This is a genomic window from Streptomyces sp. NPDC018833 (genome assembly GCF_044390825.1).
Classification (GTDB): domain Bacteria; phylum Actinomycetota; class Actinomycetes; order Streptomycetales; family Streptomycetaceae; genus Streptomyces.
The window spans coordinates 53,832-66,516 of record NZ_JBIRZM010000010.1; the positions used below are offsets into that span (position 1 = coordinate 53,832).

8 protein-coding genes and 2 pseudogenes are annotated in these 12,685 nt (G+C 71.7%); 7 read left to right on the forward strand and 3 right to left on the reverse strand.

The window, feature by feature from the left end; all coding sequences use genetic code 11:
• Positions 1-3 precede the first annotated feature (3 nt).
• Entirely contained in the window at positions 4-1,158 is a 1,155-nt protein-coding gene (locus ACH5AF_RS20790; protein ID WP_398903094.1) for a fatty acid desaturase family protein, read from the reverse strand.
• Between the two features lie 427 nt (positions 1,159-1,585).
• Between ACH5AF_RS20790 and ACH5AF_RS20795 the strand changes: the two genes are divergently transcribed.
• The 5 genes and pseudogenes from ACH5AF_RS20795 to adh all read left to right on the forward strand — a co-directional run bounded on the left by ACH5AF_RS20795 (position 1,586) and on the right by adh (position 8,999).
• Positions 1,586-4,543: a DEAD/DEAH box helicase gene (locus ACH5AF_RS20795; protein ID WP_398903095.1), complete on the forward strand. Its 2,958-nt coding sequence runs from the start codon at positions 1,586-1,588 to the stop codon at positions 4,541-4,543.
• Positions 4,540-5,844 carry an SWF or SNF family helicase gene (locus ACH5AF_RS20800; protein WP_398903096.1) on the forward strand — a complete coding sequence of 435 codons (1,305 nt, stop codon included), beginning with the start codon at positions 4,540-4,542 and terminating at the stop codon, positions 5,842-5,844. The genes ACH5AF_RS20795 and ACH5AF_RS20800 overlap by 4 nt, the downstream gene beginning before the upstream one ends.
• A 95-nt stretch (positions 5,845-5,939) precedes the next feature.
• A pseudogene (locus ACH5AF_RS20805) lies at positions 5,940-6,032 on the forward strand (N-acetylmuramoyl-L-alanine amidase); the annotation flags it as partial.
• Positions 6,033-6,098: 66 nt separating this feature from the next.
• On the forward strand, positions 6,099-7,352 hold the full coding sequence (locus ACH5AF_RS20810; protein WP_398903097.1) for a GAF domain-containing protein: 1,254 nt from the start codon (positions 6,099-6,101) through the stop codon (positions 7,350-7,352).
• 123 nt (positions 7,353-7,475) lie between these two features.
• Positions 7,476-8,999 (forward strand): aldehyde dehydrogenase, encoded by a 1,524-nt coding sequence (gene adh / locus ACH5AF_RS20815; RefSeq protein WP_398903098.1) that lies wholly within the window; start codon positions 7,476-7,478, stop codon positions 8,997-8,999.
• 426 nt (positions 9,000-9,425) lie between these two features.
• On the opposite strand, the gene ACH5AF_RS20820 is transcribed toward adh, so the two are convergent.
• Positions 9,426-9,593 (reverse strand): hypothetical protein, encoded by a 168-nt coding sequence (locus ACH5AF_RS20820; RefSeq protein ID WP_398903099.1) that lies wholly within the window; start codon positions 9,591-9,593, stop codon positions 9,426-9,428.
• A 4-nt stretch (positions 9,594-9,597) separates the two neighbouring features.
• A pseudogene (locus ACH5AF_RS20825) lies at positions 9,598-9,925 on the reverse strand (hypothetical protein); the annotation flags it as partial.
• Positions 9,926-10,701: 776 nt separating this feature from the next.
• Here ACH5AF_RS20825 and ACH5AF_RS20830 point away from each other — a divergent pair.
• Positions 10,702-11,910, forward strand: a complete 1,209-nt coding sequence (locus ACH5AF_RS20830) for a sedoheptulose 7-phosphate cyclase (protein WP_398903100.1) — start codon at positions 10,702-10,704, stop codon at positions 11,908-11,910.
• On the forward strand, positions 11,907-12,683 hold the full coding sequence (locus ACH5AF_RS20835) for an SDR family NAD(P)-dependent oxidoreductase (protein ID WP_398903101.1): 777 nt from the start codon (positions 11,907-11,909) through the stop codon (positions 12,681-12,683). Before ACH5AF_RS20830 ends, ACH5AF_RS20835 begins: the two co-directional genes overlap by 4 nt.
• The last annotated feature ends 2 nt before the right edge of the window (positions 12,684-12,685 follow it).

The following is a 12,685-nucleotide window of genomic DNA, read 5'->3' on the forward strand; positions in this document are numbered from 1 at the left end:
CGCTCACGCCCGCCCGCCGGTTCCCGTGGCGTCCTCGCGCAGAGATCCGCCGACGTCGTGCAGATGGGCCAGGGCCTGGCGGTACGAGTCGAGCAGGCCGGTCTCGGTGTACGGAACGGACAGCGCGCGGCAGTGGGCCCGGACCAGGGGGCGGGCGAGCGCGAGATGGGGCCGCGGCATGCTCGGGAAGAGATGGTGCTCGATCTGGTAGTTGAGGCCGCCCAGGAACCAGTCGGTGAGGGGACCGCCGCGGATGTTGCGCGAGGTGAGCACCTGGCGGCGCAGATGGCCCCAGTCCTTGCCGTGTTCGCCGTCGGGCATCTCCATGCCCTTGTGGTTGGGGGCGAACGCCATGCCGAGGTGGAGCCCGAGGACCATCTGGTGCAGCAGAGCGAAGACGAGCGCATGGGCCGGCGGCAGGGTGGCCAGCAGCAAGGTCGCGTACGCGGCGACGTGGGCGAGGAGCAGGACCGCTTCGACGGCCCGGTCGCGGCCGTTCTGTCGGACCGAGGGTGTACGGGAGAAGACCGCCCGGAATCCGTAGACCTTCAGCGCGATGCCTTCGAGGGTGGTGAGGGGAAAGAACAGCCAGGCCTGGTGCCGGGTGAGCCACCCGTACATGCCCTTGCGCCCGGTGGCATGCCTGCTGGTGAAGACCAGGACGTCGGGCGCGACGTCGGGGTCCTTGTCCACATGGTTGGGGTTGGCGTGATGCCGGTTGTGCTTGTCGTTCCACCATTCCTGGCTCATGCCGAGGAGCAGGTTGGCGTGGACGAGCTGGATGAGGCGGCTTCTGCGTCGATCGCCGGTGATCTGCGCGTGGCCGGCGTCATGTCCGAAGAAGGCGCCGCGGGCGGAGAACAGGGCGAGGAGCGGTGCGAGCAGGAGCACCCACCAGGATCCGCCCGCCAGCGCCATGCCGGTGATCACCACCGCGAGGGCCAGCAGGTTCACGGTGATGCCACGGGCGTACCAGCCGGGTCGGCGTTCCAGGAGTCCCTGCTCCTTGACGGTCCGCAGCAGTGGCGCGAACTCGCTCCCCGCACCCGCACGCCCAGGCGCTTGCGGTCCGGCCCCGCCGGCGGGCGCTCCCGATCCGGTGCCGCGGGCGGGTGGCTCGGCGGCACGGGCCGTGAGGGTGGCGGTGGCCTGAGGCATGGCGATCTCCGGTTTGTAGGAGCTTGGATGCAGGGCTTGGAACGCAGGACCTGGGATGCGGAACTTGGAACGCAGGACTGGGATGCGGCACTGGGGATCGGAGCTGAGGGCCGCGGCCGGACCGGCTGCGGGGCCCGGGCCGGCAGTCAGTGCCGGGTGGTCGTCCGTGCCCTGCTGCGCGTGGGCCGCGACCTGTACACAACGTAAGGATCTCGGTACTGCGGGGCCATGACGCCACCACCCGGATCCCTCGGGGGCAGACCCGCCCGCCGGGGGTGGTGCCGGCCGCACCCTCCCGCCACGCCGGTCGGGCGCAGTGGTGCGCATCACACCCTGATCGCGCGCGCGAAAGGACGCGAGTCGGGTACCCTCGGCGACTCCGGCTCCCCAAGTAGTCAAATTTGAGGAATGCGTCTTCACTGTGCACATGCCTCCTACGGCACCGCCGTCTCCGCCCGCCGAACCCGCACTCTCCCTGGCCGCCGTCCACGCCCTCGCCGGCTGCCCCGCTCTGTTCCTGCCGGGCGATCCGGCCAGGACCGGCCGCATGGCCTTCCTCCTGCCCGACTGCCTGCCCGACGGTGACCTGTCGCCGCTCCCCGGCGGCCGCGTCGGCCTGCCCGGCCGGATCACGGTCGTCACGGACGACCTGCGCGCCTCCGACGTACCGGCACTGCTCGTGCCCGTGGGCGACGCACTGCCCCTACTGACCCGCGCACGCACCCTTCCCGGCGCGTCGGACGCTGCCGCGTTCTGGGGCGCCGCCGCGGTGGTCGCGCTGCAACTGGCCGCGCGCGGACTGCTGTTGCCGGGGCTGAGCGCGGCCGACAACGACGCGTGGCGCATGGGGCCGCTCGCTCCCCAGGACCTGGACCGGCTGCGCACGCTCGCGGCCTCCATGCCTCCTGCCGCGCATGCGGTACCTCTCGACCCCACGGCGGACACGCTGCTGCTGCCCGAACCGGAGCGGCTGCTGCGGGAGTTCGTCGACGCCGTGGCCGACGCGCTGCCCCGCAGCCCAGCGGCTCCGCTCGCGGCGGGCGGTGCGGCGTTCGCCGCCCGGGAGCCTCTTCGGCTGCCCGACCAGCGCGCGTGGGTGGCCGACATCGCCGCCGGACACGACGCCGGCGTGCGACTGTCCCTGCGTATCGAGGTGTTGGGGCTCGACGCGGCGGCCGCGGACGGGGCCGGCCGGCCGGCATTCCGGGCCGTGGTGCAGATGCACAGTGTCAGCGATCCTGCTCTGGTTGCCGACGCCGCCGACGTCTGGGCCGGTACGGGCCCCTCCGCCGCCGCCTTCGGCTCCCGTGACCGGCTGGACGCCCTGCTCGCACTCCGTCGTGCGGCGCGCGCCTGGCCTCCGCTCGCCCCGCTGCTGCACGCCGCCGTCCCCGGTGCGATCGAGCTCGCCGACGAGGAGATCGCCGAACTTCTGGGCGAGGCCACGCGGGCCCTCGCGGCGACCGGGCTGCAGGTGCACTGGCCCCGCCGGCTGGCCCGGCGTCTCACCGCCCGCGCGGTCGTCGGACCGGCGGACGGCGGCGCGACGGACGACGGCGCGACGGACACGGGGACGGACACGACAGGCACCAGGGCCGATGCGGCCGGCCGGGAGTCGTCCGGGCTGCCGTCGTTCCTGTCGACCGACGCCCTCCTCTCCTTCAACTGGCGTTTCTCGCTCGGCGACCAGGAGCTCACGCGGACCGAGCTGGACCGGCTCGCCGAGGCCGGGCGCCCCCTGGTGCGGCTGCGCGACGAATGGGTCCTCATCGACCCCGAGGAAGCCCGGCGGGCCCGGGCCGGCCAGGACCGCAAGCTGGCGCCGATCGACGCGCTCGGGGCCGTGCTCACCGGTTCCGCCGAGGTCGACGGCCGGCGCGTCGAGGTGACGGCGACCGGGCCGCTGGAGCGGCTGCGCGAACAGCTCACCGACCCGGAGGGCGGCCGGCAGGAGGTCGCCCAGCCCGCCGCCCTGGCCGCGACCCTGCGCGACTACCAGCTGCGGGGCCTCAACTGGCTCCACCGGATGACGTCGCTCGGCCTCGGCGGCTGCCTGGCCGACGACATGGGGCTCGGCAAGACCATCACGCTGATCGCACTCCATCTGCACCGGCAGACCGAGCCCTCGGCCGCCGGGCCCGCCCTCGTCGTCTGCCCCACCTCCCTGATGGGCAACTGGCAGCGGGAGATCGAGCGTTTCGCGCCCGGCACGCCGGTACGGCGCTTCCACGGCCCGAACCGCTCCCTCGACGGTCTGGAGGAGGGCGAGTTCGTACTGACGACGTACGGCACGATGCGTCTGGACGCGGCACGGCTCGCCGGGGCTGCCTGGGGCATGGTCGTTGCCGACGAGGCCCAGCACGTGAAGAACCCGTACTCGGCGACCGCCCGGCAGCTGCGCACCATCGGGACCAAGGCCCGCGTCGCGCTCAGCGGAACGCCCGTGGAGAACAATCTCTCCGAACTGTGGGCGATCCTCGACTGGACCACACCGGGCCTCCTCGGCCGGCTCGGCACGTTCCGTACGCGCTACGCCCAGGCGGTGGAGGGGGGCGACCCCGCGGCCGCCGCCCGGCTCTCGGCGCTCGTCCGGCCGTTCCTGCTGCGCAGGCGCAAGTCGGATCCGGGCATCGCGCCCGAACTGCCGCCCAAGACCGAGACCGACCGCACGGTGTCCCTCACGCCCGAACAGGCCGCACTGTACGAGGCGGTGGTGCGCGAGACCCTCGCCGCTATCTCGGAGGCCGGCGGCATGGAACGGCGCGGTCTGGTGGTCAAGCTGCTCACCGGGCTCAAGCAGATCTGCAACCACCCCGCGCAGTACCTGAAGGAGGAGCGTCCGCGGATCGCGGACCGCTCCGGAAAGCTGGAACTGCTGGACGAGCTGCTGGACACGATCCTGGCCGAGGACGCGAGCGTGCTGGTGTTCACCCAGTACGTGCGGATGGCACGGCTCCTCGAGGAACATCTGGCAGGGCGGGGTGTGCGGACCCAGTTCCTGCACGGCGGTACGCCCGTCGCCGAGCGGGAGGCCATGGTCCACCGCTTCCAGAACGGCGAAGTGCCGGTCTTCCTGCTGTCGTTGAAGGCCGCGGGCACGGGGCTCAACCTCACCAGGGCGGAGCACGTCGTGCACTTCGACCGCTGGTGGAATCCCGCTGTCGAGGCGCAGGCCACCGACCGTGCGTACCGCATCGGTCAGGACCGGCCCGTGCAGGTGCACCGGCTCATCGCCGAGGGCACGATCGAGGACCGTATCGCGCAGATGCTGGACAGGAAGAAGGAGCTCGCGGACGCGGTGCTGGGCACCGGGGAGGCGGCGCTGACGGAGCTGACCGACGCCGAACTGGCGCAACTGGTGGAACTGCGGGGGAATGGACGATGAGCGGGTCGCCTGACATGGAGCGGACGTTCGACGCGTTGCCTCCCGCCCGGGGCAGGGGCTTCGCACAGACCTGGTGGGGGCAGACCTGGCTCAAGGCACTGGAGGACACCGCGCTGGACGGCGACCAGCTGAAGAGGGGCCGCAGGCATGCCCGCGAGGGCGCGGTCGGCGCGGTGTCGGTGCGTCCGGGCCGGATCACCGCGGTCGTCCGCGACCGGGACGGCACCGGGTACCGCAGCGACGTGCTGCTACAGGAACTGGACGAGGAGGAGTGGGACCGGTTCCTCGACATGGCGGTGGACCGGGCCGGACACATCGCCGCCCTGCTCGACCGGGAGATGCCGCCGCACCTCGTGGAGGACGCGGCGGCGGCCGGAGTGGAGCTCCTGCCCGGGATCGGTGACCTGGAGCCCGAGTGCACCTGCGAGGCGTGGGACCACTGTCCGCACACGGCCGCGCTCTGCTACCAGGTCGCTCGCCTGCTGGACCAGGACCCGTTCGTGCTGCTGCTGATGCGGGGGCGGGCGGAGCGAAGGCTGCTGGACGAGCTCCAGGCGCGCAGTGTGGCGCGCGCGAGCACACCGTCGCCACGCAAGCCGGGGGATGCGGAGGTACGGGATTCTCCGGGGGTACGGGCGGACGAGGCGTTCGCGGCTCGGGACATGCTGCCGCCGCTGCCGCCTCCCCCGCCCCTGCCGGAGGAGCCGGGCCCCGCGCCCGCACTCGACACGGAGACGCCTCCGGCGCCCGGTGTCGACCCGAGTGCGCTGGAGTTCCTCGTGGAGGACGCTGCCGCGCGTGCCCTTCTGCTGCTGATGCGGGCACTCGCGCCGGGGCACGAGGAGCATCCGCCGCCGCCCGCCCTTACGCCCGACCAGGACGCGGTACGGATGGCGGCGTCGTCCCCGGGACCGGTCGTCGCGGGCCGGATCGCCGCCGGTACGGGGCGCGGCCGCGCGGAACTCGACCTCGCCGTGCGGGCGTGGCGGCACGGCGGGGCCGCCGGACTCCATGTCCTGGAGGAGGACTTCGCACCGGACCCGGCCCTGGCGGCACGAGCGGCGACGGCCCTCGACGAGGCGTGGGCGGAGACGGACGCTTCCGGCCGCCCCCGGCTGCGGGCGGCCGGCGCGGCGCGCTGGACGGTGGTCGGCGCGCAGGTGCAACTCCGTCTGGGCCCGGACGGCCGGTGGTGGCCGTACCGCCGTGAGCGTTCGGTGTGGGCGCCGGCGGGTCCGGCATCCGCGGACCCGGCCTCGGCCCTGGCGCTGGCGCTGGGCGAACGGGCGGCGGAGGACTGACGCCCTGGGGCGCCGCCGACGGTCGGCCGACCACATGCGCTTCGGCTCCAGCGCCGCGGACGGCCGGGGACGGCCTGCGGGGCCCCAGTCCGCCGGTCGGTCACCACGAGGTGCCGGGTGCCACGCACACCGGTCCGGGCCCGCACTGGGACTGGACCCGCTACATCCGGCTCGTCGACTTCGCCTGACCGTGGCCCGCGCGTGGTCCTTGTCGGACCCCGCCGGCCGGGTGACGATGGGCGCGGGAGGGCGATGTGAGCGATCCGTGGGTGGCCCTGGAGCCCGGCGCCGATCCGGCGCGACGCAGCGCGGCGCTGCGCCGGGCGTACGACGCGTATCTGACGGCCGGCCGTGTCGAGACGCCCGTTCGGCCCGAGGTGGCCGACTCCTGGCGGCGCTCCGCGCGTGCGCGGGTCAGCCCGGAGGGCGTGGCGGGCGTGGACCTCGACGGAGAGGATCTGGGTGCGTACCGGGACAGTCATGTGCTGGCCCGGGTGATGCCGGTGATCCGTGAACTGACGGGGGCGTACGCGACGGACGGCGGCCATCTGGTGGCCGTCTGCGACGCGCACGGCAGGCTGTTGTGGGTGGAGGGTCCGCCGGCGACGCGCCGTAGGGCGGACCGGATGAATTTCGTTCCCGGTGCCCGCTGGGCCGAGGCGGTCGCCGGCACGAACGCGCCCGGCACCGCCATCACCGTCGGACGGCCGGTGCAGGTCTTCGCCGCGGAGCACTTCCGCAGACCGGTCCAGTCGTGGACGTGTGCCGCGGCCCCGGTCCACGACCCGGCCACGGGCCGTGTCCTGGGCGCGGTGGACATCACCGGCGGGGACCAGCTCGCCCATCCGCACAGCCTCGCGTTCGTCGGTGCGGTCGCCCGCGCCGCCGAGTCGCAGCTGGCGCTGCTCGCCCCGGCGCCGCCGGCCGACTGTCTGCGACTGACGGCGCTGGGCCGGGACGAGGCGGTGCTGGTCACCGCGGGCCGACGACAGCGGCTCAGCCGCCGGCACAGCGAGATCCTCGTCGTCCTGGCCGGCCGTCCCGACGGCATCGGCGGCGAGGAGCTGCTGGTGGAGCTGTACGAGGACGAGACGGTCACGCCGGTGACCCTGCGCGCGGAACTGTCCCGGCTGCGGCATCTGCTCGGCCCCGGTCTCCTGCGCTCACGGCCCTACCGGCTCGCCGCCCCGGTCGACGCCGACTTCGACACGGTGGCGCGGCGGCTGGCGTCCGGTGCGGTGACCGGTGCGCTGGGTGCGTACGCGGGGCCGTTGCTGCCCTCGTCCCAGGCGCCCGCGGTGGTGCGGCTGCGTGGGCGACTGGAGACCCAGCTGCGTGCGGCGCTCATCGCCCGCGGCGATCCGGCGCTGCTGGCCGACTGGGCGTACAGCACGTGGGGCGAGGACGACCTGCCCGCATGGCGGGCGCTGGCGTCCGTGCTGCCGCCCGACCGGCGGGCGGCAGCGCTGGCGCGCGTGGCGGAGCTGGACGCCTGGCAGCGCGGGTGACGACGGCTTCGCGCGCCCGGCTGCGCACATGAGCGCGCGCAACCTGGTTGCAACGTTCCGCTTCCTAGCCTCTGTGGGAGCGCCGCCCAACGGCGGGCGGCGCCTGCACCGGGAGGCCTGCACATGACCCGATACGCGAAGCCGAACGCCGAAGGCTCCGTCGTCTCCTACGCGTCGCGCTACGACCACTGGGTCGGCGGCGAGTACGTCGAGCCGGCCCGCGGCCAGTACTTCGAGAATCCGAGCCCGGTCGACGGCCGCCCCTTCACGGAGATCGCCCGCGGCACGGCCGAGGACGTCGAACGGGCCCTGGACGCGGCCCATGCGGCGGCGCCGGCGTGGGGCCGCACCTCGGCGGCCGAACGCGCGGGCATCCTGCTGAAAATCGCCGACCGGATGGAGGCGAACGCCGAGAAGCTGGCGGTCGCCGAGACGTGGGACAACGGCAAGCCGGTGCGCGAGACGCTGGCCGCGGACATTCCGCTGGCGATCGACCACTTCCGCTACTTCGCCGGCACGCTGCGCGCCCAGGAGGGCACCCTCAGCGAGATCGACGACGACACGGTGGCGTACCACTTCCACGAGCCGCTGGGCGTGGTCGCGCAGATCATCCCGTGGAACTTCCCCATTCTGATGGCGGCATGGAAGCTGGCGCCCGCGCTGGCGGCGGGCAACGCGGTGGTGCTGAAGCCGGCCGAACAGACCCCGGCCTCCATCCATGTGTGGCTGAGCGTGGTGGCCGATCTGCTGCCGCCCGGCGTCCTCAACATCGTCAACGGCTTTGGTGTGGAGGCGGGCAAGCCGCTGGCGTCGAGCCCACGGGTCGCGAAGATCGCGTTCACCGGCGAGACGACGACCGGGCGGCTGATCATGCAGTACGCCTCGGAGAACATCAAGCCGGTCACGCTGGAGCTGGGCGGCAAGTCCCCGAACATCTTCTTCGACGACGTGTGGGCGGCGGACGACGACTTCCGGGACAAGGCGCTGGAGGGCTTCACCATGTTCGCCCTCAACCAGGGCGAGGTGTGCACCTGTCCGTCACGTGCGCTGATCCAGCGGGGCCACTACAGCGAGTTCCTGGAGGCGGCTGTCGTCCGCACGGAGAAGATCGTGCCCGGCCATCCGCTGGACACGGACACGATGATCGGCGCGCAGGCGTCCAACGACCAGCTGCAGAAGATCCTTTCGTACCTGGACATCGGCCGGCAGGAGGGCGCCAAGGTCCTGACGGGAGGTCAGCGGATCGAGTACGGCGGGGAGCTGGCCGGCGGCTACTACGTGACGCCGACGATCTTCGAGGGCGACAACCGGATGCGGATCTTCCAGGAGGAGATCTTCGGCCCGGTCGTCGCCGTCACGTCCTTCACGGACTTCGACGACGCGATCGCCACGGCGAACGACACGCTCTACGGCCTGGGCGCCGGCGTCTGGGCGAGGGACGGCAGCACGGCCTACCGGGCCGGCCGGGCGATCCAGGCGGGCCGCGTGTGGACGAACTGCTACCACGCCTACCCGGCGCATGCCGCGTTCGGCGGCTACAAGCAGTCGGGCATCGGCCGCGAGACGCACAAGATGATGCTGGACCACTACCAGCAGACGAAGAACATTCTTTGTAGCTACTCCCCCAAGAAACTCGGGTTCTTCTAAGCCGCGTCCTGGGTCTTCGAGGAACAGGCCGCGGCTGTCGGATGCACGTGCCTCCCCGGCCCGGAGGGCCGAGGGGACGCATCGCGATGCGGTGGGCGCCCCCAGCGGCAGCTGGGGGAGAACGTCCTCGTACCGGACGTGCGCGGGCGACTGACGACCACACAGCAACGTGCCACAGCCGCGGTACCTCCCACGCGAAGCTGGGGAGCGTGCCCGACAGGATCGCCCGGACAGGCCCAGGAGTATGCCGCGTCGGCCGGGCCGTCCGAACCAACGGGAACACCGGCTCCCGCTCCCCCGCCGCGTTCCCGTACCGGGCCCGTACGGTCACGGGCCACCGGTCCCGCGGTCCCGCGGTTCTCCCAGTACACCCGCCACTCCGGCACGGGATCGGGCTGGGACCGGAGGAAGTCGTGCTCGAGCTGCTCACTCATGACCGTCCTCCTTCGCCGTTCGGCCGCAGCACCCGGGAACACGCGCGCCGTGCACGAGGAACCGGCCGTCGAAGGGGTCGCAGGTGGCCAGGACGCGTGCCATGGAGTCGAGCACCTCGTCGTCGAGGTGGGGCGTGGGACGAGGTCGGCCATCGCGCATGCGCTCATGTGCCGGTCGTGCCCCGACCCGTTGCGCCGGTCGATCGCCTCCCGGGTAAGCCCGGGAGGCAATCGACGGCTCGGCTCCAGATCGTCGCCGTGTCCATGACGAAGCGGTAGCGGACGTCGCTCACCAGCACCCGCTCGTACGCCACGTTGATCTGGTCGGCTGGGATGACCTCGATCTCGGCACCAGGCCGTGCTCGGCGCACAAGTCGAGCATCTCCCGGTCTCGGGGATTCCGCCGATCGCCGAGCCGGCCCGTGTCCTGCGGCCGCCGATCAGGGAGAAGAGGTGCAGCCATACGGGCTTTTCGGGGGCGGCCACGTTGACCGGAACGGCAACGCGCTCTGCCACGTCTTCTCGAACAGGCCGATCGGAACGGGGAAAGCCCAACCGCGCGCACAACACGCGCTGCGTCACCCCGCGGCGGGCAGTGGCGAGCGCCATCTCCTCGCCGGTCACGACCTCGACTCGTCCTTGAACTCGGTCGGCAGCTGTCGCCGAACGGCGTCGAGCGGCGTCGAACGGCGCCCGCGGGTGACGAAGGACGGGAACCAGGCCCTGCGGTCGCGGCGTACCGGCGGACGAATCCGACGCTGCCCGGCCGGCCGTCCTATAGGGCGTGCCTGGGCATACGTCAACGACGTTCGTGGCGTCACCAGCGGTTGTCCGTGCAGCCCGCTCCGATTCGGTGGGGTTGGGGGTGTCTCAAAGCCTGGGAAGCGACGGTGGATTTGACGGTGAGATATGCCACAAGAGCGATAGTCAAACCGTATACGAACTCAAGTCGCTTGGCACGGTGTCGTCTTCGCCGGGAGCGGTGCCAACCGAATTGTTTCGGCCTGCGTCGCCTAGGACGGGCACGTCGCCCCAAGTGAATTCGGGCCCGGCGAGCCGAGGAGGGGTGCCTTTCTGGTCAACACGCGGGCCGCCGTCACGGTCGGCCAGAGCGGACCGAGAGCAACAGAACCGAACCATCTCCCCCGCCAAAGTACGTCACAAACAAGACATATTGCGCAAGATTCTCGATTTGCCTCGCCCCGACCTCGCTGTATGTTTCATGACGCAACAAACCGAACGCTGCGTCAGCGAGAGGGAAAACCACCATGAACGTCTCCACCCGTCAGCAGACTTGGAAGATCCAGACGGAATTACCCGTCGAGTACGAGATAGTCGAATCCCATGGCCTGCTGAATCCGGAGAACCCCGACCTCCTCACCATTCCCGGTGGAGGCCGCGGTGCGGGCACGCGACTCGTCGTCCTCGACCATTCCGTCGACGAGTTGTACGGCACGGAAATTCGCGCCTACTTCTCGAAGAATGAAGCGAGAGTCGACTATTTGACGCTTCCCGGCTCGGAGGAGAACAAGTCCATCGAGCGCGTCCTGGACGTGGTCAACAAGCTGAATGAGGTCGGCACCAACCGCCTCAGTTCCCCGCCGATCGTCATCGGCGGCGGCGTCGTGGCCGATGTCGTGGGACTCGCCGCGAGCCTCTACCGGCGCGGCATCCCGTTCGTCCGGGTGCCCACCACCCTCCTCGGCCAGGTCGACGTCAGTGTGGCCGCCAAGTCGGGCATCAATTACGGCGGGTACCGCAACCGCCTCGGTGCCTACACCCCTCCTCCGAGGACACTGATCGACCGCTCCTTCCTCGCCACCGTCCCCGACCGGCAGCTGCGCAACGGCATGGGCGAGATCTTCAAGATGGCCCTGATCAAGGACCTTCGCCTGTTCGAGCTCCTGGAGGAGTACGGCGCGGAGCTCATCGAGACGCGCTTCCAGGACCCGGAGCCCGGCAGCGAGGGCATGGCGGGAACCGTAGCCGACGAGGTCATCGGCCGGGCCATCGCGGGAATGGCCGAGGAACTCCAGCCCAATCTGTGGGAGAAGGACCTGAAGCGGTCCGTCGACTACGGACACTCGTTCTCGCCCCTGGTGGAGATGCGGGCCCTCCCCGAGTTGCTGCACGGCGAAGCCGTGGCCATGGACTGCGTCTTCTCCGCGCTCATCGCCGTCGGCCGGGGCCTGATCGACGGCGACCAGTTCGAGCGCATCGTCGCCGTGGCGCGGCACATGGGGCTCGAACCCTCGCACCCGCTCTTCTGCGACGTGGAACTCGTCCTGGAGGGCCTCGCGGACACCGTGCTGCACCGCGACGGCATGCAGAACCTGCCGATCCTCACCACGATCGGCGAGGTGTGCTTCCTCAACGACGTGACCGACAGCGAGATCGAGCGCGCCTGCGCGGGCATGGGCCGCCTGCTGGGCATGGACGCCGGCCGGCCGAAGCAGTGCGTCGGGGCCGACCGATGAGCGACGACGCCGACGGCCGGAACCCGCTGGAAAAGGCGGTCGTGGTCGTCACCGGCGGCAGCGCGGGCATCGGCAGGGCGTCCGCCGTCGCGTTCGCCGAGGCCGGATTGCGCGTCGTCATCGCAGCCCGGAGCGAGAAGCGCGGCGCCGAGGCCGAGCGCGAGATCCGGGCGCAGGGAGGCGACGCGCACTTCGTCCGCTGCGACGTCACCAGCCCCAGCCAGGTCCACGACCTGTTCGCACGGGCCGTCGAGTTGTACGGCAGGGTCGACTACGCCTTCAACAACGCCGGTGTTCCCGGCGACGGACGCCTCGCGGACCTGGCACCCGAGGACTTCGACCCCGCCTTCGCCGTCAACACCCGGGGGCTGTGGCTGTGCATGCGGGAGGAACTGCGGCTCATGTCCGCCCAGGGCGGCGGCAGCATCGTCAACAACACATCGGTGCACGGCATCCGCACCGTCTTCCCCGGCATCGGCGCCTACGTCGCCTCCAAACACGCCGCGGTAGCCCTGACCCGCGTGGCTGCCATCGAGCACGCCCACGAGGGCATCCGTGTCAACGCCGTCGCCCCGGGCCCCATCGAGTCCGACATGCTGGCCGCCTCCGAGGCGGCCGTCGGCGGGGCGACGACCTGGCGCGGCCTGATCCCGTCCGGGGAGATCGGCACCCCACGCCAGGTGTCCGACGTCGTGCTGTGGCTGTTCTCCTCCGCCTCCTCGTACGTCAACGGGCAAGTCATCGGCGTCGACGGCGGATTCCTCGCGACCTGATG

Excerpts from the sequence above, each read along its gene's own strand:
- ACH5AF_RS20790 (WP_398903094.1), bottom strand. The coding sequence starts at position 1,158 with ATGCCTCAGGCCACCGCCACCCTCACGGCCCGTGCCGCCGAGCCACCC.
- ACH5AF_RS20795 (WP_398903095.1), top strand. The coding sequence starts at position 1,586 with ATGCCTCCTACGGCACCGCCGTCTCCGCCCGCCGAACCCGCACTCTCC.
- ACH5AF_RS20800 (WP_398903096.1), top strand. The coding sequence starts at position 4,540 with ATGAGCGGGTCGCCTGACATGGAGCGGACGTTCGACGCGTTGCCTCCC.
- adh (WP_398903098.1), top strand. The coding sequence starts at position 7,476 with ATGACCCGATACGCGAAGCCGAACGCCGAAGGCTCCGTCGTCTCCTAC.
- ACH5AF_RS20820 (WP_398903099.1), bottom strand. The coding sequence starts at position 9,593 with ATGCGCGATGGCCGACCTCGTCCCACGCCCCACCTCGACGACGAGGTG.
- ACH5AF_RS20830 (WP_398903100.1), top strand. The coding sequence starts at position 10,702 with ATGAACGTCTCCACCCGTCAGCAGACTTGGAAGATCCAGACGGAATTA.
- ACH5AF_RS20835 (WP_398903101.1), top strand. The coding sequence starts at position 11,907 with ATGAGCGACGACGCCGACGGCCGGAACCCGCTGGAAAAGGCGGTCGTG.